Source organism: Firmicutes bacterium HGW-Firmicutes-1, assembly GCA_002841625.1.
GTDB lineage: Bacteria > Bacillota > Clostridia > Lachnospirales > Vallitaleaceae > HGW-1.
On the sequence record PHAG01000002.1, the window covers coordinates 30,854 to 54,065 of the forward strand.

General features: G+C 31.0%; 34 protein-coding genes and 1 pseudogene. All 35 read left to right on the top strand.

The features are described 5' to 3' along the window. Positions 1-200: 200 nt before the first annotated feature. The 35 genes and pseudogenes from CVU84_02080 to CVU84_02250 all read left to right on the top strand — a co-directional run bounded on the left by CVU84_02080 (position 201) and on the right by CVU84_02250 (position 22,978). Positions 201-677, top strand: a complete 477-nt coding sequence (locus CVU84_02080) for a hypothetical protein (GenBank protein PKM95613.1) — start codon at positions 201-203, stop codon at positions 675-677. 254 nt (positions 678-931) lie between these two features. Continuing rightward, positions 932-1,243, top strand: a complete 312-nt coding sequence (locus CVU84_02085; GenBank protein PKM95614.1) for a DUF3784 domain-containing protein — start codon at positions 932-934, stop codon at positions 1,241-1,243. 302 nt (positions 1,244-1,545) lie between these two features. Next, positions 1,546-2,034: a hypothetical protein gene (locus tag CVU84_02090; protein PKM95615.1), complete on the top strand. Its 489-nt coding sequence runs from the start codon at positions 1,546-1,548 to the stop codon at positions 2,032-2,034. A 199-nt stretch (positions 2,035-2,233) separates the two neighbouring features. Next, positions 2,234-2,728: a hypothetical protein gene (locus CVU84_02095; protein ID PKM95616.1), complete on the top strand. Its 495-nt coding sequence runs from the start codon at positions 2,234-2,236 to the stop codon at positions 2,726-2,728. Positions 2,729-2,915: 187 nt separating this feature from the next. Beyond that, the gene (locus tag CVU84_02100) at positions 2,916-3,413 is read left to right on the top strand and encodes a hypothetical protein (protein ID PKM95617.1); all 498 of its coding nucleotides are present in this window, start codon (positions 2,916-2,918) and stop codon (positions 3,411-3,413) included. Positions 3,414-3,767: 354 nt separating this feature from the next. Beyond that, positions 3,768-4,337 (top strand): hypothetical protein, encoded by a 570-nt coding sequence (locus CVU84_02105; protein ID PKM95618.1) that lies wholly within the window; start codon positions 3,768-3,770, stop codon positions 4,335-4,337. A gap of 141 nt (positions 4,338-4,478) precedes the next feature. Further along, positions 4,479-5,015 carry a GNAT family N-acetyltransferase gene (locus tag CVU84_02110; GenBank protein PKM95619.1) on the top strand — a complete coding sequence of 179 codons (537 nt, stop codon included), beginning with the start codon at positions 4,479-4,481 and terminating at the stop codon, positions 5,013-5,015. A 32-nt stretch (positions 5,016-5,047) separates the two neighbouring features. Further along, a complete protein-coding gene (locus tag CVU84_02115) occupies positions 5,048-5,386 on the top strand; it encodes a cupin domain-containing protein (GenBank protein PKM95620.1) in 339 nt (112 codons plus the stop codon). Positions 5,387-5,414: 28 nt separating this feature from the next. Beyond that, positions 5,415-6,167: a short-chain dehydrogenase gene (locus CVU84_02120; protein PKM95621.1), complete on the top strand. Its 753-nt coding sequence runs from the start codon at positions 5,415-5,417 to the stop codon at positions 6,165-6,167. Between the two features lie 568 nt (positions 6,168-6,735). After that, positions 6,736-6,984 carry a hypothetical protein gene (locus CVU84_02125; protein ID PKM95622.1) on the top strand — a complete coding sequence of 83 codons (249 nt, stop codon included), beginning with the start codon at positions 6,736-6,738 and terminating at the stop codon, positions 6,982-6,984. A 177-nt stretch (positions 6,985-7,161) separates the two neighbouring features. Next, entirely contained in the window at positions 7,162-7,953 is a 792-nt protein-coding gene (locus CVU84_02130; GenBank protein ID PKM95623.1) for a 4Fe-4S ferredoxin, read from the top strand. Positions 7,954-8,055: 102 nt separating this feature from the next. Then, positions 8,056-8,235 carry a hypothetical protein gene (locus CVU84_02135; protein ID PKM95624.1) on the top strand — a complete coding sequence of 60 codons (180 nt, stop codon included), beginning with the start codon at positions 8,056-8,058 and terminating at the stop codon, positions 8,233-8,235. Between the two features lie 58 nt (positions 8,236-8,293). Then, on the top strand, positions 8,294-8,716 hold the full coding sequence (locus CVU84_02140) for a hypothetical protein (GenBank protein ID PKM95625.1): 423 nt from the start codon (positions 8,294-8,296) through the stop codon (positions 8,714-8,716). Between the two features lie 101 nt (positions 8,717-8,817). Next, complete coding sequence (locus CVU84_02145) at positions 8,818-9,369, top strand: GNAT family N-acetyltransferase (protein PKM95626.1); 552 nt, start codon at positions 8,818-8,820, stop codon at positions 9,367-9,369. Positions 9,370-9,491: 122 nt separating this feature from the next. Continuing rightward, a complete protein-coding gene (locus tag CVU84_02150) occupies positions 9,492-9,815 on the top strand; it encodes a hypothetical protein (GenBank protein PKM95627.1) in 324 nt (107 codons plus the stop codon). Between the two features lie 169 nt (positions 9,816-9,984). Then, the gene (locus CVU84_02155) at positions 9,985-10,560 is read left to right on the top strand and encodes a thiamine biosynthesis protein ThiJ (protein PKM95628.1); all 576 of its coding nucleotides are present in this window, start codon (positions 9,985-9,987) and stop codon (positions 10,558-10,560) included. Between the two features lie 200 nt (positions 10,561-10,760). Beyond that, entirely contained in the window at positions 10,761-11,360 is a 600-nt protein-coding gene (locus CVU84_02160; GenBank protein PKM95629.1) for a hypothetical protein, read from the top strand. A gap of 106 nt (positions 11,361-11,466) precedes the next feature. Beyond that, positions 11,467-11,922 carry a hypothetical protein gene (locus CVU84_02165; protein ID PKM95630.1) on the top strand — a complete coding sequence of 152 codons (456 nt, stop codon included), beginning with the start codon at positions 11,467-11,469 and terminating at the stop codon, positions 11,920-11,922. 249 nt (positions 11,923-12,171) lie between these two features. Next, on the top strand, positions 12,172-12,555 hold the full coding sequence (locus CVU84_02170; GenBank protein PKM95631.1) for a DUF4180 domain-containing protein: 384 nt from the start codon (positions 12,172-12,174) through the stop codon (positions 12,553-12,555). 62 nt (positions 12,556-12,617) lie between these two features. Next, entirely contained in the window at positions 12,618-12,833 is a 216-nt protein-coding gene (locus tag CVU84_02175) for a DUF4177 domain-containing protein (GenBank protein ID PKM95632.1), read from the top strand. A 56-nt stretch (positions 12,834-12,889) separates the two neighbouring features. Beyond that, positions 12,890-13,087, top strand: coding sequence for a hypothetical protein (locus CVU84_02180; GenBank protein PKM95633.1), 198 nt, complete (start codon positions 12,890-12,892; stop codon positions 13,085-13,087). Between the two features lie 126 nt (positions 13,088-13,213). Then, positions 13,214-13,867, top strand: a complete 654-nt coding sequence (locus tag CVU84_02185; GenBank protein ID PKM95634.1) for a GNAT family N-acetyltransferase — start codon at positions 13,214-13,216, stop codon at positions 13,865-13,867. A gap of 74 nt (positions 13,868-13,941) precedes the next feature. After that, complete coding sequence (locus tag CVU84_02190; GenBank protein PKM95635.1) at positions 13,942-14,430, top strand: GNAT family N-acetyltransferase; 489 nt, start codon at positions 13,942-13,944, stop codon at positions 14,428-14,430. Between the two features lie 248 nt (positions 14,431-14,678). Then, positions 14,679-15,035 (top strand): hypothetical protein, encoded by a 357-nt coding sequence (locus tag CVU84_02195; GenBank protein ID PKM95636.1) that lies wholly within the window; start codon positions 14,679-14,681, stop codon positions 15,033-15,035. A 146-nt stretch (positions 15,036-15,181) separates the two neighbouring features. Next, a complete protein-coding gene (locus CVU84_02200; GenBank protein PKM95637.1) occupies positions 15,182-15,730 on the top strand; it encodes a GNAT family N-acetyltransferase in 549 nt (182 codons plus the stop codon). A 134-nt stretch (positions 15,731-15,864) separates the two neighbouring features. Next, entirely contained in the window at positions 15,865-16,251 is a 387-nt protein-coding gene (locus CVU84_02205; protein PKM95638.1) for a DUF2809 domain-containing protein, read from the top strand. 160 nt (positions 16,252-16,411) lie between these two features. Beyond that, entirely contained in the window at positions 16,412-16,591 is a 180-nt protein-coding gene (locus CVU84_02210; GenBank protein PKM95639.1) for a hypothetical protein, read from the top strand. A gap of 70 nt (positions 16,592-16,661) precedes the next feature. After that, complete coding sequence (locus CVU84_02215; protein PKM95640.1) at positions 16,662-17,213, top strand: hypothetical protein; 552 nt, start codon at positions 16,662-16,664, stop codon at positions 17,211-17,213. Positions 17,214-17,215: 2 nt separating this feature from the next. Continuing rightward, the gene (locus CVU84_02220) at positions 17,216-17,923 is read left to right on the top strand and encodes a hypothetical protein (GenBank protein PKM95641.1); all 708 of its coding nucleotides are present in this window, start codon (positions 17,216-17,218) and stop codon (positions 17,921-17,923) included. A 164-nt stretch (positions 17,924-18,087) separates the two neighbouring features. Then, the gene (locus tag CVU84_02225; GenBank protein ID PKM95642.1) at positions 18,088-18,828 is read left to right on the top strand and encodes a DUF4184 domain-containing protein; all 741 of its coding nucleotides are present in this window, start codon (positions 18,088-18,090) and stop codon (positions 18,826-18,828) included. A 69-nt stretch (positions 18,829-18,897) separates the two neighbouring features. Then, positions 18,898-19,392, top strand: a complete 495-nt coding sequence (locus tag CVU84_02230; GenBank protein ID PKM95643.1) for a hypothetical protein — start codon at positions 18,898-18,900, stop codon at positions 19,390-19,392. A gap of 84 nt (positions 19,393-19,476) precedes the next feature. Then, positions 19,477-20,517, top strand: a pseudogene (locus CVU84_02235) (D-alanine--D-alanine ligase). An 84-nt stretch (positions 20,518-20,601) separates the two neighbouring features. Further along, positions 20,602-21,453, top strand: coding sequence for a PhzF family phenazine biosynthesis protein (locus CVU84_02240; GenBank protein PKM96105.1), 852 nt, complete (start codon positions 20,602-20,604; stop codon positions 21,451-21,453). 29 nt (positions 21,454-21,482) lie between these two features. Further along, positions 21,483-22,184, top strand: coding sequence for a glycoside hydrolase (locus CVU84_02245; protein ID PKM95644.1), 702 nt, complete (start codon positions 21,483-21,485; stop codon positions 22,182-22,184). 50 nt (positions 22,185-22,234) lie between these two features. After that, complete coding sequence (locus CVU84_02250) at positions 22,235-22,978, top strand: hypothetical protein (protein ID PKM95645.1); 744 nt, start codon at positions 22,235-22,237, stop codon at positions 22,976-22,978. The last annotated feature ends 234 nt before the right edge of the window (positions 22,979-23,212 follow it).

Below are 23,212 nucleotides of genomic sequence, written 5' to 3' on the forward strand. Positions count from 1 at the left end.
TATAATACATTTATTAAATGCATATTATGGCGGAGAATATGAACGGTGATTATACAGTAAGAATGATAAGAAAAGAAGAGCTAAGAGACTTGCTTGTAACTTGTACAGGCATTTAGAAAATGGAGATTTAGAATTAGAAGATAGTAAATCTTTATATGATCTTTGGGATAAAACTGAATGATTAGAGGTGATTGGAAGAGATGAAGAATAGAATAATATTATTACTAATTCCAGTAGTTTTGATTTTATTGATTTTAGTTTTTATTAAATTAAACGCAGATAAAGAAGATAAATTTGAAGAGTTAGTGGGATTACAGGTGATAAATGAAAGTGGTTCCTATGATTCAGAGGCCGAAAAGAAATCGAATTTTATTATAGTTTTAACTAATCAAAGTTTCCTTAAACCTGAGATGGAGTTTAGCGTTTATGTTGACGGAATTAAAATAATCACCCAAAATTGCAAGGTAGAAGGTCAGCATCAATCATATAATTATTATTATTTTTTAGAAGGTAAACATGAGATTAAAGTTAAGACAGCAGATGGGACTGAATTAGTTAGAATTATTGATTTGAATGCTAAAATGCCAATATGGAATATATTTACCTACTGGAATAGTGAGAAGGATGGGGCTAGTTTGATGTGCGATAAGATGGAAACACCCTTTATATGGGACTAGAACTTTCGCGCCATCCATCATATAACAATATGTTTGCAACATTCATCAGCATAAGACTGATCAACTGGAAAGTGTGCGAACTGATAACGTAGTAAACACGCAAACGTTATACGACATCAAAAGTTGGGCTGAAGGGCATTCGACAAACATTGTTTAAAATGACAGAGTAGAAATGTGTCATAAAATATTAGCCTTTTAGAATGGGGAATTTTTAGTCAAGGTAGTTGCACTCAGAGGATTAAGGAGGCGATGATATGTTTGAATTGGTATTAATGATTTTTTTAGGAGCACTATTTGATTATATAGGATGGCAAATCTGGAAAAAGGAACACATAACGCTCATACATAGTTATCATTATACAAAGGTTAAAGATAAAGATAAAAAACCATATACAAAAGCAATGGGTAAAGCGGTTATTACAATGGGAACTGGAATGATATTGACAGGTCTAATAGATTTTATAACAGGGACTTCATATGGTTGGATTTTCTTTGGAATATTCTTTTTGTTGGGTTTCATTATGATGCTTATTGCTCAGAAGAAATATAATGGTGGGTTATTTTAATAAATTATTATGTTGCTTTACCTTTCGCGTTTGACTTCGTATAACACGGCGTTACCAACATCGCCAGCCTTGAGGTAACCGTAATCAGGAGAAATGTTGGGGCTATGTGACGTTGGCAACGCCCAGAAAGTTATACGAAATAATCTGTTAGCGATATGTTGGTAGGTATATGGTAGAATTATATGCAAACTTATTGAATTGAAGGTAGCCAAAGCTTCCACAGATTACTTCGTATAACAATATGTTTCCAACATTCATTGGCATTAAGTAAGAAATTATTAATTAAAAAGGAGTGAAAGAGCATGAAATTGAAACATACAAAGTTACAATGGGCGATGGAAGGTATAACATTTATAATTTTAATAGTTATGTTTATCTACGTTATAACTATGTGGGGTAATATACCCGAAAAAATTCCAGGACATTACAATATCGCTGGAGAAGTTGATAGATGGGGGAATAAAAGTGAAATTTTGATTTATCCAATTATTAGTCTGGTCTTATATACTTTATTAGTAATAGCAGCTCGCTTTCCTGCTATTTGTAATGTTCCAATTAGAATAACGGATGACAATAGAGAGTTTGTTTATAAAAATATCAAAAGTATGGTTATATTCCTTAAAATGGAGCTGATGATTATGTTTTTGTATATGATGATATCGGGTTTGAAGATGCTATTATTAGGAAAATGGTTTATTCCAATATTTATAATTACTCAATTATGCACACTAACTTACTATCTTATTAAAATGTACAGAGGGAATAAAGACCTTCAAAAATATAAAGAATGAGATTCGTATAATTATTGAACTATTTTTCGTATGCAAAATCACTAAACAGTGTATTGTAAGCATTAATCAGCATAGAGGTTTTAGTTGGGAAGAACATGAGTTAATGAACATCGGAAACACGCAAATGTTAGGTGAAATTCTGTACTAGTGCAGAATGAAATATTAAGAACAATTTTTTCATATTGAGGGAGGGAAAAAAATGAGTAGGTTTCAGTTTATTGCAAGTGATAGTCCATTAAAAGATGTAAAAAATCCATATATAGAGTTTTTATCAATTAATATGGCATTAGCTAGAGGAATCCAATTGGATGATTATATATTAGATGATCCCGATATTGATAGAGATGATGTGAAGAGGATGTTCATTTGCGATTCTGAAGAACATATGCATGAAATTGAAATAAAACAAGAAGAATCACCATCATATGCAGAAAAATATACACAAAAAAAGTATGCGTCTGAATTGAGATGGATATATTCAGAGGAAAGAGCATTGCAGTTGTTAGATTATATAAAGGAACATCTCAAAGATTCAAATGAAGTTGAATTGTGGGATACATGGATGGATGATGAACAGTTAGCTACAATTCCCCACTGTACTTTTGAAAACTTATCGTTAGAAGATATCAAAAATATTTATGGGGGAAATTTTTTCAAACCAGAATACATAGTAATAAGATTAGGCAATAGTTAATTATAAACCAATAAGGAATGATACAGCTGGTAGTATACTTCCGTACACAACTTCACCTAACAAGATATTATCAACATTCATCAGTTTGTAGTGTAGTGAAATTTAAGTGGATTGTTCTGATGAACGTCGGCAACACGCAAACGTTGTGTGACATTGAATAGTAGTAATTTAAAATGGAGGTTTACATATGTATATTGGTATTCTAGGTTTTGGTATAGTAGGATTCTTGTTCTGCTTATTTGTGATGTATAGAACAAACCATGGGATTCCTGGTATACAAAAGTATGACCCAAAGTTTAGGCTTCTTGATATGAGATTTCGATACAATAGTAACATTGTATATGATACATTTGAGCGTATAGGTATAGAGGGAAGAAAAGCATACGAGAATTATTTATTGCTTGATTTTTGCTTTATCACTTGTTTTCTTATTGTGATGATAGCAATCACGTTAAAGGTTACAACAGATATGGTCATTAGAAACCTCCTTATAGCTTTTGCTATATCACGTGCCATATATGATGTGCTGGAAAATACAATTTTGATTATTTTATTGAATAGGTATCCCAATCAAAGCAACTTAATGGCAAAATTTTGTTCATTGGCTACTACATTAAAATTTATTTCACTGTATCTATGGATAGCAGGTATTATTATTATTTTACTAATAAGTTACTTTAAATGACAAACAGAATATAAATATTTATTATGTTTGGTTTCTTGCATTCACAAGGAAATGACCATCGGCAGTTTCCGTATTTATCACCTAACAAGATGTTTGCGACATTCACCTACTTAAAGGGTTATTAATCGGCAAACGATTGAGCTGATGAACATCGTAAACACGAAAACGTTAGATGAAATCCCCCTCTAGTAAAATTAGCAATTTATATGTGCATTATTAAGTTTAATTTATTGGTAATAAAAGGGAGAAGTTATGATAGCATGGATAGATAATAACAAAGAATGGATATTTAGTGGTATTGGGATAGCAATAATTAGTTCTCTATATTTTTTTCTAAGGAGGCTGTTTAATTTTATGAATAAAGATAAATCAAATGCAAATAAACATGAACCTGATAGTATAAATTCTGGAGTGATAGTTGGTGATAACACCAACATATCAGGAAATGTTGCGGGTCGTGATATCATTATAAATAACAACTATCATCAAAGAGAAATTGATGAGCTTGTAAGAATATTAGATTTACGAACAGAACGAATAAATAATAATTTATCAATGCATTTTAAATATGCTGAGATAAAAATCTATCTAGATGAATTTAACATTCTACATAAGTCTCATATAGAATCACTCAAAAAAGGCGATTTTATTTATGCTCATGAATTATTAACTCAAATTCATGATTTATCATACAGATTAGAGTCAGATGAATTCTGGAGCCGACATCGAATAGAAACTCCATTTTTGCTCTACAGCTTACGCCCGGATTCATTTACGCGTGGAGAATTAATATGTGCATATATTGTTGGTGATATGAGAAAGTATTCAGATAAATACTTAGGTACTGAACTTAGTGATCATAATGCAAGCAAGAATAATAAGGATATAATAATGATATATAAGAAGATAACTCAAAGTGTTTAATGAGTATTATAACAACCAATGATTGTGTAGTTTGGTAAACATAAACTTACATAAACGCTTTAAATTAGGGGGACATCACCTAACAGGCTGTTGCCAATATTCATCAGCTTTGAGTGCAACGATGATAGGAGAGCTGAGCGGATGAACTTCGGCAACAACGCGAACGTTAGACGACAGAAAAAGGCTATAACATTAAATCGAAAATGGGAAGGGGACACAAATAAGATGGATTTTATTTTTAAGGACATCAATGTTGATGAATTGGATTTAATAAAACCATTATGGGATAAGTTGAATCAATTACACTTGCAAGATTCGAAGTATTTTAAAGAACATTATAAAACAAATACATTTGAGAAGAGATGCAAGAAGTTTTTGCAGATGGGCAAAAAAGATATTAGAATTGAGATTGTCGAAGACGATAATGCTGTAATTATAGGATATTGTATTTCAACTGTGGAGAAAGAAAAAGGTGAGATTGAATCGTTATTTATTGAAGAAGAATGTAGGAAGAATAAATTAGGTAATAAGTTAATTACTAATGCAATTGAATGGCTAAAGGAAAGAAGATGTAATAAGATTTTAGTATCGGTAGCGGATGGACATGAAGACGTTTTTAATTTTTATATGAAGCAAGGATTTTATCCAAGATTGACCTATTTAGAACTAAAAGAATAAGTTACAATTTAATAATAAAGGGAGGCAAAAACATGTTAGAATTATTTCCGGAACCTATTTTAAATTTACCAAAGGCAGATATACCAATAAAAGGAATTGATGCATATCTATCACAAGCTAAAGATCATCAAGTTATATTTATGAATTTTAGTGAAGATGTTGATTTACCCGAGCATTCACATGAATCCCAATGGGGAGTAGTACTTGAAGGTAAGATAGATTTAATAATTAATGGTATAAAGAATTCGTATACAAAAGGTGATAGGTATTTTATTCCACAAGGAGTAAAGCATTGTGGAAGAATATATGCTGGGTATGCAGATATAACATTCTTTGACCAGAAGGATAGATACAAAGTTAAGGTGAAGTAACATAAATACCATTTGATAGGAGATTTTTATGAATTATTATATAATTTCAGGAACCTCGAGAGGTTTGGGTGAAGCAATAGCAAGAAAATTGTTAAAGGAAGATAATTATTTGATATGTATATCTAGGACTACAAATAATAATCTTGTAAAAACGTCGAAAGAGAAAGGTTACAAGTTATGTTATATTGAATTTGATTTGTCTAGAGTAGATAAACTCGATGAAATAATGACACGGATTTTTGAAAATATTAAATTAGATGATGCTGAAAAAATTTGCTTGATTAATAATGCTGGAACAGTAGCACCAATTAAAACTATAGATGATAGTAGTACATCAGAAATTATCAGCAGCTTCAATGTTAATACTTTAGCTCCAATAGTGTTGACTTCTAATTTTATCGCGATGTTAAAAGAGTTTAGGTGTGAAAAGAGAATAGTCAATATTTCTTCGGGAGCAGGGAAGAAACCTTACGATGGTTGGAGCTGTTATTGTAGTACTAAAGCAGCGTTGGATATGTTTACAAGATGTGTTGCCATTGAGCAAGAAAAGGAAGAATTCCCAGTAAAAATAATATCATTTGCACCTGGAATAATTGATACCGACATGCAAAATGAAATAAGACAGGCAAGTATTAAACATTTTTCACAATTAGAAAGGTTTATTGGGTTAAAAGAGAATGGATCTTTAATGTCAGTAGATTTTGTGGCAGATAAAGCAATTGATTTGTTAGATAATATAAAATTTATTCAAGGTGGAGTGATTGATATTAGGGATAAATAATAAAACGATCACCCAGAACTGCGTATAACAGGTTGTTGCCAAAATTATTAGCATGAAGTATGACAAAGTTAGGAGTACATGAGCTGATAACTTCGGCAACAACGAAGACGTTATATGATATAATTTATTTGTTTTATAAATAAGGTTTACTATATTCATCATGAACTTTAGAAAATTATTAATCCGATTACTTGTAAAAATATTTCGATTATTTCTATTATAGTATTAGTACTTTTGTATATGAAATTATAAGTGAGATTCAAGAAGGTATTTATATAAATGATGAATTGATTTTAGAATATGGTTGGATGGTTAGCCCCTCTAGATCGAGAGGCGGGGTAGAGATTCATTAAAGGAGAAGTAATGGCAAATTCCGTAATCTACATTTGAGCAGTTGATTTTGGATAGACCTGCGATAATGAATAAGTGTCGTGGTTGTTTATTAGATGACTAGGCTAAAGGGATTTGATTGAGACTATCTATGGCATGAAAACTAATTGTGACATTACAGGATATAATGACGCTATTTTAGTATGATTTGAGGACAGATATGTTTGGGAGGAGAAGAATGTTAGAGAAGATTAAGAAGATTTTTAGAACTAAGTGGGAGATAATATATATCACTCAAAATCAAAGCAAGTATTTTCAAGTTATAGGTAGGCTATCAGATAATCATATTGAACACAAAACTGCATTTGATGCTTCAACAATTAATCCAGGTAGAGGAATGGGTAGATCAACAAGAACTTATACAATCCTTGTTAGGGTTGAAGAAGCTTATAAAGCTAGTAACATACTTAATGAGATAAGGCATTAGTAAATCCAGGCATGATAATGGATGTATTTGGAAATTTCCGCACCATCAATCATATAACAATTGTTTCCGACATTCACCAGCTTTACGCTGGCGAGAAGTTAGTGTCATTGAGCTGATGAACATCGTCAATACGCGAGCGTTATGTGACAATGGGCACTATTATAAAGAGAGGTAATTATGAAATTATTAGTAATGTATCATTCGGGTGTTGGAAATACAAAACTGATTGCGGAAATGTTAAACAATAGGCTCAAACAATCATTTGTAACTGAGATAATGGCAATTGAGAAAATACAAGATAAATTTTTCTTAGACAATTATGATGGATATATAATTGGATTTCCTACACATCATACGCACCCATCTATCAGTATTATAGAATTTATAAACAGTATGATGACGTTATGTAAAAGAAAACCAGCATATATTTTTACTACGTGTGGGTGGTACTCAGCCAATACTTTAAGAATATTTGCTAAAATATGCGCAGTGAAAAACATAATCCCTGTATTACATCAATCTTACAGATGTGCTGCAACTGATGGCACCTTGCTTGTGCCATGGATAAAAGTATTATTTACATTTGAAAAGAATTTAGAGAAAAAAGTTGAAATTGAAGCAGAGAAAATTAAAGATGTGTTCAATAACAAACAATATAATGTGAATTTACCACAATTTAAATTGATTAGCATTATTAATTATCCCAATAAGAAAATGGGACAATTAATAACATTTAATATTTTTTTACATAAAGATAATTGTACTAAATGCGGCAAATGTATAAAAAATTGTAATATGAATGCTATGAAATTTGATGAAGATAAGTATCCTTTATTTGATAAGGGAAAATGCGAAAAATGCTATAGATGTATACACCACTGTCCTAATAAGGCATTATCCTTAAGTAGGAGAAAAGTTCCCAAAAAACAATTGACACAAGACTTCTTTGATTTTAACAAAAGAAAATGATCAAAATTTTTGTATTAGGTTTATGCTAACAATTATGGCTAATAGTAATTTCCGTGCCCAACATCAGCTAACAAGTTGTTGGCAACAATCATCATCTTTTTAATGATTTGTAAAATGCTGATAACCGTTGAAAACAAGTCTTTAAAGCTTGTTGACCTGTACTTTGCCACAGGTCATCCTGCGGAAAGAGAGATAAACAACCTCGATTTATGGGAAAACGAGGAATGGGTAAAGGGTGTTTTTGATAAATTAGAAGATTTCGAGGAAAGGATTGGCTCTTGATTTCACAAAAAGTTTTGAGCATTAATAAGAAGAATTAATCGAAGGAGGGAATAAATAAATGAAGCAATCAATTGTGCACATAGCCTTAGTTGTAAATGATTATGACGAGGCAATAGAATTTTATACGAAAAAGTTGAATTTTACTTTAATAGAGGATACTTATCAACCAGAGCAAGACAAACGTTGGGTTGTAGTATCTCCCCCTGGATCTATAGGTACAACTTTACTATTAGCTAAAGCATCAAAAACTGAGCAAGAATCTTTTGTTGGGAATCAGACTGGAGGAAGAGTGTTTTTGTTTCTCAATTCTGATGATTTCTGGAGGGATTACAATGATATGATTGCAAACGGAGTAGAGTTTGTAAGAGACCCTAAACAAGAATCATATGGTATGGTAGCTGTATTCAAAGATTTATATGGAAATCTATGGGACTTGCTTGAGTTAAATAAAGATCATCCTATTTCCAAACGAATATTATAATTTGTTCTGCTGATGAATGTGTCAATACGCGAGCGTTAGGTGACATTGCGTACTACTAAAAAAGCACAAATTTAAATTGTTTTTTATTGGGAGAGGTAATTATGAGTATTTTAGAGACTGAAAGATTAATTTTAAGGCGATTTGTACAAGAAGATTTGGAGGATTTTTATGAATATTGTAAAAATCCTAGTGTTGGTCCGAATGCAGGCTGGAAACCTCACAACAACAAAGAAGAATCAGCTCAAATACTAGAAGGTTTTATTACTGGTAATGAGGTGTTGGCACTCATTGATAAAGAGAAGAATAAAGTAATTGGTTCAATCGGATTACATAATGATGATATGAGAACAACAGCTAAAGTTAAGATGGTTGGTTTTGTACTTTCAAAAGAATATTGGGGAAAAGGTATTATGACAGAAGCTGTGAAACGAATTATGGAATATGCCTTTTTGGAACTAAAGCTTGAATTATTATCAATAGACCATTATTCATTCAATACTAGATCAAGACGAGTTATTGAGAAATGCGGGTTTAAGTATGAAGGTACATATAGATATGCTAGAGAAATATATGATGGAACTGTGAATGATATTGTATGTTATTCCATAACGAAAGATGAGTGGTACGAATTAGTGAGTAGAAATAATCTATAACCTTAAGTTATGGCTATTGGCAGTTCCGTACGCAACATCAGCTAACAATATGTTGTCTAAATTCAACATTCATAGCACTAATGATAACTTAACGTAAGTATTTAAGCTATGAACGTCGGGCAATATCAACAAAGAGCATAAATGATTTTTGGTATGGTATTAAACTTTTAATTAAAAAAAACATAGAGGTAGATAGATATAAATTGAAAGAAAGTATAAGTATATTTAATTTACTGCAAAAATCTACAATAGGTATCAGTGTAGTCGGATTCCTAATAGGATTAATAAGTATGCTTCATAATTTAACTGAGCCATCAAGTGTTGGACCATCTATGGCAGTTGCATTGATAATTGTATTTTATAGTACAATCTTATGCTTAGTAATTTTAAGTCCAGCGAAATATATTCTTTCTAAAATTGAAAGAAGAATCAATAATAATACATAATGCTTTACAGTACGACGTCAGCTAACAAAATGTTCATAACATTCATCAACTTTGTATTAGTTTCTAAGAGAAGTGAATGAGTTGATGAACATCGTGAATACACGAACGGTATGCGGAATAATACTGCTTTTTTTTACACTTACATTATTTAAAATAGGGGAGGGTCACTATGGCGAAAATATTGGTGTTTATTTATGATGGAATGGCAGATTTTGAGACTTCACTATTAACTCATCTACTCGGTGCAGATTGTGGAAAGGAATTACTAGTTGTATCTAATGATGTAGGGATTGTTAAAAGTAAATCGGGAATGTTATTTGTACCTCATATAGAATTAAAGAAGGTAATTACCGATGAAGTAGATGGAATAATAATACCAGGAGGCTGGCTTGCCAACCTTGATGAGAAATTGATAGATATTATTAGAGAATTACATGATGAAAATAAACTTATTGCAGCAATATGTGCAGCTCCATGGATTTTAGCTAAAGCAGGAGTTTTGTATAATAGAAAATATACAACTTCAATTGTAGAATGGCAAGATAAGCATCTGGAATTTTTTGGAATAGATGATCCATTTCCTAGGGAGTGTTATGTTGAAGGCAGAGTAATAAGGGATGGCAATATTATCACAGCAAAAGGGATGGCATTTATTGATTTTACTATTGAAGTATGTGATTACTTTGGTCTTTTCAAAGATGAAACAGAAAAGAAGGAATTTGAAAATGATATAAAGGGTTATTAATTGGCTATTTCCGTAGATAATATATGTCAAGAAAAATATTCGCAAATAAAAATGCGTAATTCAAGTATACCTACAAATATAGGTTTAGATTATCAATTCATTTTTGATAAAGATAAATCCATTAGTTATGTACTAGCAAAAAGATTTGTAGATGAAGGGGTTAGTCAATTAGTTTAGAAGCAGACTGAAAGGATAAAAACATGAAATTTAGATGGATGTTAATTGTTTTATTTTTAATAGTATTTACGGCTTGTAATCGAGATGAAATAAAGTCTAAGAGTGTTACTGAAAGTAAATTTAATTTAGTAGAAGCTAAAGATATTCTTCGCGAGACATATAAATCCATCAATGTAATGACAAATAATGAATTAGAAACTAAGCCAGAAATTAAAGTTAAATCATATGAAGAATTTATGGATACGTTTGACTTTTCATTGTTTGATGAAAGCGTTAAAAGAAGCTATATATTTGAAACTATAGTAGATTTTGGTAATGACGGAAATCCTGTCAAAGATGAAGATGGTTTTTTGGTGTATGGAGAAGGCAATATAATTAGCTATATTCCATCGATTTTTGACAAAGGAGTAGTTATTGAAAAGGCGTTTATTCGAGATGTTGATTATGGAACGAAGTATTCAAGTATGAATTTTCAGGAACTTGTAATTATTGAAACGAGGGATGAATCAATTGACTTGATGGCATCAGGATTTAACAGAATTAATAGATTTAAAATGAACACAGATGGGAAATGGATACTGTATGCAGTTGAGGGCACAACGTCTTTTGTATGGGAAAGATAATTGCGATTTTCATTGATTACGTCATATAACAAGGTGTTGCCGACATCCATCAGTATCAAGTATAACGTTTATAACAGAATTTTAATATTTAGAGGGAGAAGATAAGATGAAACTGATTAGAATAATTATTTTACTTATTTTTAGTATATGCCTTATTGGAGGATGTCAGGGGTCGAACGAAGATATAGTCAAAGTAGATAAAGTATTGGTTGGAGAAAGTGAACATTGGAAAGCGAGCTATAAGGCAAAAGGTTTCTTAGAATTTTATGAGCAGGATGAATCATTACAGACAAAGTATGACGGGAGTGATGAGTTAACAATCGAATACAAGGGTACATTAGAAGAACTTAATTCGATGAAAAAGTTAAAAGTTGAATCTCCTTCGGGAAGTACTTCTACTTTTGAATATGGCTTAGATGAAGCACCATATAGTGTGATATTTGAATATAAGGGTGACCTGAATCCCCGAATTATACAAAAAATATCACAAGGGAAAAAGATTGAGTTTGTAATAATGTGGGACGGAACAAATGGAAGTACTGAAATAATTCAAGTTAAGTAGATTTACTGTGGTAAGATAATGGTAATTTCCGTGCTTTATATCAGATAACAGGTTGTTGCCAACATTCATCAGCTTAAGTGCAACAAAATGGAAGTAATTGAAGCTGATGAACATTGGCATTTGGAGTAGCCCCCGACATTCAGCATCATAGATAGGCCTCCACCTTGGAAACAAAGGGGGTGTTTACAAGAGATAGCATATATTAATTTATTTTGTTATAATAAAGATTGAGTTTATTGGAGGACGATTATGAAACTAAAAACAATAAAAAAGAATGATGTAGAAATCGCGGTTGTAAGTAGTAGCGCAATATTGATAACTGATGTTCAAACTGCAATGGATTTTATAGCAACCGTAAACTTTGAAGCAGGTTGTGATCATATAGTTTTGAATAAGTCAGCACTATGTGAGGAATTTTTTTCTTTGAGAACCCGTATCGCAGGGGATATTTTGCAAAAATTAGTTAATTATCGGATTAAAATTGCAATTGTAGGGGACTTTTCTATATATTCAAGTAAGAGCTTGCATGATTTTATCTATGAGTGCAACAAAGGAAAGGACATATTTTTTATGCCAAATGAAGAAGAAGCTATTGAAAAGTTGAGCAGGTTTAGGTGTAATATTTTTATATAGAACAGTATTTGCAAATTAAAATTGTATAGACTAATTAACAATGTAGTAAGGAGGATGATTACATGAAAAGATGGATTTATAAAGTCATTGAATTTGATCCAAAGAAGTCATTTATGGGAGGTAAGGTTGATTGTAATAACATAGAACAAAGACTAAATGAACTAGGTCGACAAGGTTGGGAAGTGATTAGTAATTTTACTACTAACGAGGGATATGGGAATACAAAGAAGTTAGTATATACGTTAAAAAGGGAAGAAATGATAAATGACGAGGTATAGAAATAATATTTGTAGCCACTTATAAATATGCAATTAGATATCAGGAGGAAACATTAATGAGTGATGCAAGAATCATAGGTTTTGATAAACAATTATTAATTCAAACGGGTATTCATTTTTCTACATTATTGATTTGTGTGGCTTTAACTGGGATTTTAATATATTGCTTAATATTATTTATAAAACTTGCGAGACGTGGAATAGTTGCATTAGATATATATATCGATCAAAATAAAATTAAAAACAAGGTCTAAAGCGCTTTTAAGCTAGATTAGAACACGACTACGAAGTGATATTTTTTTGTAACTACAATTACGGGTATTATGAGGGTTCCATTTATATGAAGTAAACGAACAAGTTAATAGAGGAGTTGATATTTAATGAATAGAAAAGATGTAGTGCTACGATATGAAACTGTATCAGACTACAGTACGGTTGAAGAACTGACAAGAGAAGCATTTTGGAATCACCATGTTCCTGGATGTGATGAACACTATCTATTACACATCATCAGAAAGGCTGATTCATTTATTCGCGAATTGGATATTGTTGCAGAGGTGAATGGGAAAATCGTTGGTAATATAGTTTATACCAAAGCAAAAATAGTTGATGATAATGGTGATTACCACAATGTGATTTCTTTTGGTCCCATTTCTGTTTTACCTGCTTTTCAGGGAAAAGGAATTGGAAGTATTTTGATAGAACATACAAAGACAGTGGCAAGAGAGCTTGGTTACACAGCAATACTTATTTACGGTGACCCAGACTATTACAGCAGATTTGGATTTACTGCAGCAGAAAACTATAAAATTGGGACATCTGACAATATGTATGCAGTTCCACTACAGGCACTTGAATTATATCCTGGAGCCTTGTCTAACATAAGTGGCCGTTTCTTAGAAGATGAAATTTATGACATAGATGAAGTGGAAGCTAAGGAATTTGATAAAGGATTTTTACCTAAAGAGCTACTCAGTGACCTTCCAACACAAATAAGATTTCGTCATTTGGTGGAAATGAGGACCACAAGATGATGATAATAAACGCTATTGGCAACTTCCGTGTATAACATTAAGGTGTAAGTACGTGGAGATTTGGAGGGAAACGAATGACTAACTATATTATAAGAGCTATTAAATCAACCGAAATATATCTTCTCAAGAATTTTTTATATGAAGCAATTTTTCAAAGAGATGAAACGAATTTTTTGCCCAAAGATGTAATAAATGAACCTGAATTAAAGGTGTTTATTGAAGATTTTGGGAAGACAGATGATTTTTGTCTTGTTGCTGACGTTAAGGGAGAAGTTGTTGGAGCAGTATGGACAAGGATTTTATCAGGGGAAATTAAAGGATTTGGTAATCTTGATGGATATACTCCAGAATTCGCAATTTCTTTATACAGAGAATATCGAAATAAGGGCATTGGTACCGCACTTATGAAAAAGATGTTACAACTTTTAAAAGAACAGGGATATAAGAGAACATCTTTAGCAGTTCAAAAAGATAACTATGCTGTTAGAATGTATCAAAATGTTGGTTTTGAAATAATAGAAGAATTGAAAGAGGAATACCTTATGGTTTGCGATTTGAATTAACGTAAAGGCAATGAACTTGTGGCTATTGGTACCTTTCCGTACGAAACATCATATAACAACATGCCAATATTCATCAGCACTAAAGGCCAATGAAGTACCGAGAAATTATGTTGATAAACGTGATATATACATTTATTATAAATCTCTAAATTAGCAAGTGATATAATTGTTGTATCTATCTTTAATCACAAATTTCTTAATCTAGTATTAAACTGTTTAGTATGATAAAAAAACCGGGGGGTTATAGCATGGTAGTCAAGTCTTTGGATGATGTTATGTCTTATTTTGAATTTGTATTTTTTGCTTATATAGTGTTGTTGATAATTGTAAGCTTGAATTTTTATAAAGCACTATATATTAGAAAGAATTTTACTGTTGGTAATTCTATTGGAAAGTTAATTCAAAAACTTGACTTAGTTATTGGTGTTTTTTGTGGTGTAGCAATGTTTGCAGGTTTAATATTTCAAGGAGTATTGGCAGACAATAATGCATTAGGGTATAATGCTTGGTTTAATAGACTTTTAGGTATATCGATTGTAAGCTTTATTATTTTTGCATTAAATGTAATTGTAGTTTTGAGAGAAAGACAGGAGGAAGTATCTTAAAAAAGGTTGAAGCAAAAGTATGATGATTTAACGTTATCAGCATTTTTTTATGGGCATTGTTGATTTCCATGCTTAATATCACGTTAGATGACATCCACCTTAGTAAAAGAACAGTAGAATATATTTTGAATGAAGGAGGTAATACCATGATAGAGGTGGAGATAGGTAGAGCTAAATTTGAAGATATAGAACTTATAAATGAGCTTTTCGAAATTGTTCTTATCGATACGTTTCAACTAAATGGAATTTCAGATTTAATAGATACATTCAACAAAGAAATAAATGATAAGAGGCAATGCTTGAATCAAGATTTTGAAAGTGGGGGTAAAAGCCGGTATTTTCTGATAGCAAAGTATAAGGATATAATTGTAGGGTCAGTAGAATATGGACCAGCGAATGAATTGATAGTTTCATGTACCAATGGTGAATTAAAAGAGCTAATGGAGATTGGAACAGTCTTTGTGCATCCAGATTATCAGAGGATGGGGATTGGCCGCAGGATGCTCAATGCAATCATTATGGAATTAGAAAAAAATGGCATTGAAGAATTTTGTTTGGATAGTGGATACAAAAGCGCACAGAAAATATGGATAAATAAGTTTGGTTATCCACATTATTTTTTGAAGGATTATTGGGGTAAAAATGTAGATCATATGGTTTGGAGGATACAGATAAAAGAAGTATTAATCTTATAAGGAGTCTAAATAGTAAATGAATAAAAAAATTTCATTAATACATTCATAAAAATTAGTTAATGTGTTGTACTCAATGGAAAGTAGTCAGATAACACACTTTTGAATAAGTAAGAGGAAAAAGGAGTGGGTGATTCATGAGGAGAATAAGAATAATATACTTTATCGTAATTTGTGCCATCATATTAGTAGGATTAATATCGCGACAGATATCATATGTCCCATTATTTATAGGCGATATATTATGGGCAATAATGATGTTTTTCATAATAAGATTTATTTTCATTAAGTCTAAGTTGAAAGCTTTGTTTTTAATAAGCTTGATGATATGTTACATGGTTGAGATTAGCCAGTTATACCAAGCAGAATGGTTTAATGCTATTCGAATTACGATGCCAGGGCGATTAATATTAGGACAGGGATTTTTATGGAGTGATATTATTTCGTATACTATTGGTATAAGTATTGCAGCTTTTATTGAATCTTTTAAATTTAAACGATTTGTTGAAAAGTACACGAGATGATGAACAACGTAAACAACAAATGAAATTTTTTACATAATTAGTTTGTGGTTTTCAGATAAAATGAATTGGGTTCCACAATTAATAATAATATGGTGGTTGAATAGTTGCAACGCTCATAATAGATAAATGATAGGGGGATTGAGTATGGGTTTATAAGAAATTGTTTTGGGGATTTATTTTTTTGTTTGACTTTAGGTTATTTGGGTTTGATATCTTACCTGATTTTATTGCATATATTTTATTCGTTCAGGGGCTGAGTATTTTAGCTGAAAGAAGTAAGAATTTTATAGGGGGGAAGCCAGCCTCAGAAGTTAACCTTGGATTTAAGATAGATGTTTAAGTATTAATGTAATGATGTAGATTATGCTTGTTTACTAGTTATTATTAATAAAAAGAGGAGAGAAATTATTATGAACTTAGAAGCAATAAGATTAAACTGTGCGATGGAACAGAAAAGAGGGCTACATTTTATATTGACTTCAGTCATTATTTGGTGTTCTATTACAATAATACATATGACTGATATGCCAATATCTTCAAAGAATTTATTCACATTTTGTTCTACAACAACATTGTTACCAGTATCATTTATGATATCAAAGATAATTGGAGTTAGATTTAGTAATAAAGACAATCCATTGAATCATTTAGGATTTATTCTCTCAATGAATCAAATGTTATACTTGTTAATTGCAATGTGGGTATATGCTGCTGTACCAGAAAAGTTGGTAATGGTATTAGCAATGATTTTTGGTGCACATTTATTACCATTTGGATGGTTATACAAATCTATGAGTTATAAAGTGGCAGCAATAATGATACCAATATTTTCTTTGGTTATCGGGAATACATATGAAACATATAAACTTGGGGTTATGATGATTATCATTGAGGTTGTTTTTAGTATTGTACTTATTATAGAAGTCAAAAAAGAGCATGGAGTAAATAGCAGGCTTGAATAAGCATGGCACCCCTGTATTGCATTATAAAGAAATTTAATATGATTTGGAGGAGAACGCAAATGGATACTAGATCTATTTCAACGGCTTACAATTTGGTAGCAGAAGAATACGCTCAGAAGTTTTTAGATGAGTTAGAGAGGAAAAACATGGATAAAGTTGTTCTCGATTGGTTTGCTACCCAAATACCAAATAATGAAGTAGTATTAGAAATTGGTACTGGGCCAGGTGAGGTCTCAGGTTATTTAGATAATTTGGGAATTAAGTGTATTGGAACAGATATTTCACCTGTAATGATTGAGAATGCCAAAAGAAATTTCCCTTATATTATGTTTGAAGTACAGGATTTTTTTGATATTACATATCCAGAAAACACATTTTATGGAGTAGTAGGATTTTATGCCATTGTAAACTATCACCCAGATGATTTGTTGCCAATCTTTAAAAATATAAAGAGAGTATTAAAAGAAAATGGGTTATTTTTATTTACATTTCATGTTTTTGAAGGTGAAAGAAAGACATATGTTGAGAAGTTTTTAGAGAAAGAAGGTAGTAAATTAACCTTTTATTATTATGAAGTTGATGAAATTAAAAATATAGTAGAAAATTTAGGGTTTGAAATAGTAGACATTATAATTAGATACCCATATGAAGGATTTGAATTTCCAAGTAAAAGATCATATTTTATATTAAGGAATAGCCAATCGTTTTAATTACATGAAAAAATTCAAAAACGTCATATAAACAATATGTAGCCAATGTTATGGGAAAAACAAGGGAGAATTAATCAAATAAACAATAAAATAGCAGGCTTAATTTTATTATTATTTATGTCAACATCTTTTTATACCATGATTACATTTGAAAGGATGATTTAATGCCATTTACATTTGCCCACCCCTTAGCAGTTTTGCCGTTAGGTAAAAAGAAAAACAAGTATTTTGATTTTACTGCATTAATTATAGGATCAATGGCTCCAGATTTTGAATATTTCATTCATTTTAAGCCCTATCAAATGTATGGACATACTTTATTGGGACAGTTGTTTTACAACATGCCATTAGTTATAATCATTGCGTTTATTTATCATTATATCTTAAAGGAATCAATAATTATAAATCTACCTAATCCATATAGTACATATTATAATTATTTGATTAAGAAGAGATGGACAATATTCTCTAAAAGAGCGTTTATTATGTTTGTGTATTCTGCTTTAATAGGAATGTTCACACATTTGATTTGGGATAGCTTTACACATATAGAAGGCTATTTTGTAACTAAAATAGTAATCCTTTCTAAAAGTATTACTTTGATTAATTACAAAATTCCAATCTATAAGATATTACAACATGGAAGTACAGTCATTGGGTTGACGATAATAGTATTTTGTTTATGGAAAATTAAAGAGATAAATCCCATAAATAACTTAGATAATATAAGTAAAGTTTCAAAAGCAAGGTTTTGGATTGGTTTTATTGTAATAAGCATCTTTATTGAAATTATTGCAATATTTTTGCTGAAGGATTTTTCTATAGGTAGTGTGATTGTAGGGTTTATAAGTAGTGGATTCATAGGTATTACTTTGAATTCCTTGATAAATAAAAGAATCAGGTAAGAAGTGATTGATATAAACCTGAGTTTGCATTAGTTAATATTATAATTAAATGGAATGGAGAGAAAAATTATGGCTTGGTGTCAACGCTGTGAATATGAATATGAAGAATATGTAAAGAAGTGTACTGAATGTGGAGATGAATTGGTAAGTAATTTAACAGAGGACAATAAAAAAACACAAAATAATTACGAGTATTCAATACTAATGAATGTGGCTAATACAATGGAAGCTGATTTGATTATTTCTCAACTTGAGGCATATAGCATTCCATCATACAAGGGTTATCAATCAAGTGGGGGATATTTGAACATTGCAGCAGGATTTAATTATCAAGGAACAGATATTTTCGTGCCAAAAGTATTTTTAGATGAGGCAAGGGAGATCGTGACTGAGAATCAATCTAATATCATTGAAGATATGAATGCCGAAGAGGTTAAAGAACTTGAAGAATTTGAGAGAGAGTTTAATGATAAAAGAAATAGTAGAGTAAGTTTATTCTTTATAATAGTAGTTGTAATTCCAATACTACTTGCGTTGTTATATAATTTGTTAGAATTTGTTTGAATAGATTAACAAATAAATATGGAGTATGTTATAGAAAGTGTAGATTTAAGTGATTTAATTATTTATAAAATGAGGTGATTGATTATGAAGATTGTTGTAGTTGCAGGTGGATTAAGCCCTGAGAGAGATGTGTCACTTTCATCAGGCAGTCTTATTGCCAATGCACTTAGAGAAGCAGGACATTATGTGTTTTTGATTGATGTATATGAGGGTGTTTTGATAGATGAAAGTTCTATCGATCATTTATTTGAAGATAAGTCGGGTTCTCCGTATACACATGTAGTTCCAGAAGTAGCGCCTAACTTAGATGAAGTGAAATGCAGAAATAATAATGGAGATTCACTTATTGGACCTAATGTATTAAAAATATGTCAAGTTGCAGATATTGCTTTCCTAGCTTTACATGGTGCAATGGGTGAAAATGGCCAGATACAAGCTACTTTTGATGTTTTAGGAATTAAGTATACTGGAACAGGCTACATGGGAAGCCTTTTAGCAATGGATAAGGATATAAGCAAGAGACTGATGTGTCAAGCTGAGATTCTAACTGCGGAATGGTGTGTTTTTGAAGAAAGTACAATGACTCAAGCACAAATTATTAATACAATTGGATTACCATGTGTAGTAAAACCATGTAGCTGTGGATCAAGTATTGGTATATCAATGGTAGATTCATATGATGAATTAGAAACAGCTATTTTGATTGCTAAAAAAGTGGAAGCCAAAATACTTATTGAATAAAGAATTATTGGAAGAGAATTCTCCATTGGAATTTTAGATGGAAAGGCTTTGCCAGTTATTGAGATCATTCCTAAATCTGGATTTTATGATTATAAGAACAAATATCAATCAAATTACACCGCAGAAATCTGTCCAGCGAAGTTATCGGATTATGATACTGAAAGAGTGCAAAATCTTGCATTAAAAGTGCATGAAACATTATATTTAGAAACATATTCTCGAATTGATTTCTTACTAGATGAAAATGGAAATTTCTATTGCCTTGAGGCAAATACTCTGCCAGGAATGACACCAACTAGTCTAATACCACAAGAAGCACTTGTTTCTGGTATTTCATATGTAGAATTATGTAATCAAATAGTTCAATTAGGACTTCAAAAGTAATTTATAAATACTGACACCATTTACATTTGTTTTATGTGAAAGGAAAAAATACAAATGAATAATATATCAAATATTGAGGTTAAAATGGATTATTTTCATGTTGATGTTTTTACTGAAGAAGTATTATCAGGGAATGGGCTAATAGTTGTTTTTTGTAATCAGGAATTAGAAGATCATCTTATGTTAAACTTAGCTAAAGAGTTTAAACAATTTGAAACAATATTTCTAAGAAGAAAAGAAGATCATATCTTTTGTGCTAGGATTTTTACAGTAGATGAAGAATTGGATTTTGCAGGACATCCGATCTTAGGAGCGGCAGCCACAATACATAGTCATTTTTTCGAAAATAAAGAAGATCTTGTAGTAACTTTTCAATTAAATAACAAAACGGTATTAACTACCTCCAAGAAAAAGTCGAATTGCTATAATGTCCAGATGAATCAAGGGAAACCACAATTTATTTGCAATTTACTTGAGGAAGATAATGGGAAATATGTACAGGCATTGAATTTGTCAGAAGAGAATTTAAGTAAAGAATTTCCGCTAGAAGTTATATCAACTGGATTACCATATTTGTTAGTACCATTAAGATCCGGAATAGAAAATGCAAAGATAATTTGTTCCAATTTTGAAGTGATGCTAGAGGAAGTAAATGCCAAGTTTGCATATGTATTTGATGTCAATAATATGGAGGGAAGAACTTGGGATAATCAGGGAAAAGTTGAAGATGTTGCAACAGGAAGTGCAGCAGGACCAGTAGGTGCATATTTATATAAGCACAGTATAGCAAATGCCAACAAGGAGATTATAATAAATCAAGGGAGATTTGTTGGAAGACCTAGTAAAATTAAGGTTTATAAGAGTGCATGTGGAGAAGAAATTATAGTAGAGGGAGATGTAGCGATATTGGCAAAGGGAATCATTTTACCATTTTAAAGTGGTATAGATGTAGAAAGGTCATTCACATGAAGAAAAAAGGATTAAGAATAAGTATTTGTATAATTGTAATTGTTTGTATACTTGGAACCCTTGAGTTTTCAGGTATTATTTGGCATACAGAATACTTTGCTCGAACTTATAAAATCAAAGGTTTAGATGTTTCTCACTATCAAAATACGATTGATTGGGATAAAGTCTCCAAAGAATATAAGTTTATATTTTTAAAAGCGACGGAAGGAGAAGACTTTATTGATAGAACATTTGACGATAATTGGGAGGGTGCTAAAGATAACGGCTTCTTAGTTGGAGCCTATCATTTTTTTGTAACTTCTAGTTCTGGAGAAGATCAAGCAAACAATTTTATTAGAACTGTACCAGTTGAAACGGGTTCTTTACCAGCTGTAATAGATATTGAAGTAAGCAAAAATGAGGATAAAGAAATGGTTAGAGAAAATCTAACAGTTATGATAAATATGATCGCAGAAAAATATGGAAGTACGCCTATTTTATACGTAACATATGCAACATATGATGCATTTATCATGGGATACTTCGATGAATCTAAAATATGGATAAGAGATATTTTGAGGACACCCAAATTAGAAGATGGACGAGAATGGGTATTTTGGCAATATTCTAATAGAGGCAGAATACAAGGTATCGATACGTATGTAGATATAAATGTTTTCTATGGTAACGAGGATGAGTTGATTGAATTAACGAATTAAGTAATTGAGTAAAAAGAAATCAGAATTCTATTTAGCATAAGGAGAGTATAATGAATGAAGTAATAAAAACCATACTTGGATTGAAAACAACAAGAAAATCAGATTTTAGCAATAGAATAATTGAAGATGAAAAAATAGAATTAATCAAACAGGCAATTATTAGAACGTCAAATGCCTCTAATAGACAATCGTATTCAATTATTGTTTTAGACGAGGAAAAAGCAAGGGAAGCCTCATTACCGGGTAATAGAGTATTTGTATTTTGTATAGATTTTTTAAGACTACATAAGTGTGCTGAACAATTAAAGTGTGAATTAGATAGTCAATACTTTATGCAATATACAACAGCTTTAATCGACATAAGTTTATTAATACAATCAACGGTTATTGCTGCACAATCACTGGGGATAGATACTTTAATTACCAATGAAATATATCAAAATAAATTGGACACTATTTCTCCTATACTCAATATTCCAGAAGCGTATGTTTTTCCAATGATTGCTGTCTGTATGGGTTATTCAAAAACAGAAAAGAAAGTAGAAAAAGGCAGAATCGATAGTAAATATATATTCTTTGATAATGAATACGGAAAATGTTCAATCGACGATATTAAAAGAATTATTAATGAAACAGATTCGGAAGAAAGAAACATAGGTCTAATTCAAAAATGGAATGAAATGGGATATAATCATTACTATGAATGGTTTTTCAATAAGTGGTCACAAACAATTGGTACAAAAAGCGAAAGTGAAGCATTAGAAAAGACATTGAAAGCACATAAGATATTATAATGTGAATAGCTTTAAACATCTATCAATTTTTAGCGCGTTCTTGACAAAATCCAACAAAAGGACTGTCTTGACATAATTGTTGCCCTGTGATATAGTATAAATTGCAATTAAACAGGTTAAAATTATAATTATATTATATTTCATATATGAAGTAGATGAAATGAGTAGCTGGTTTGTGAGCTAATTCACGTATTCATAGAATGTGGGAATAAGTAAGTTAACCAATAGTACATA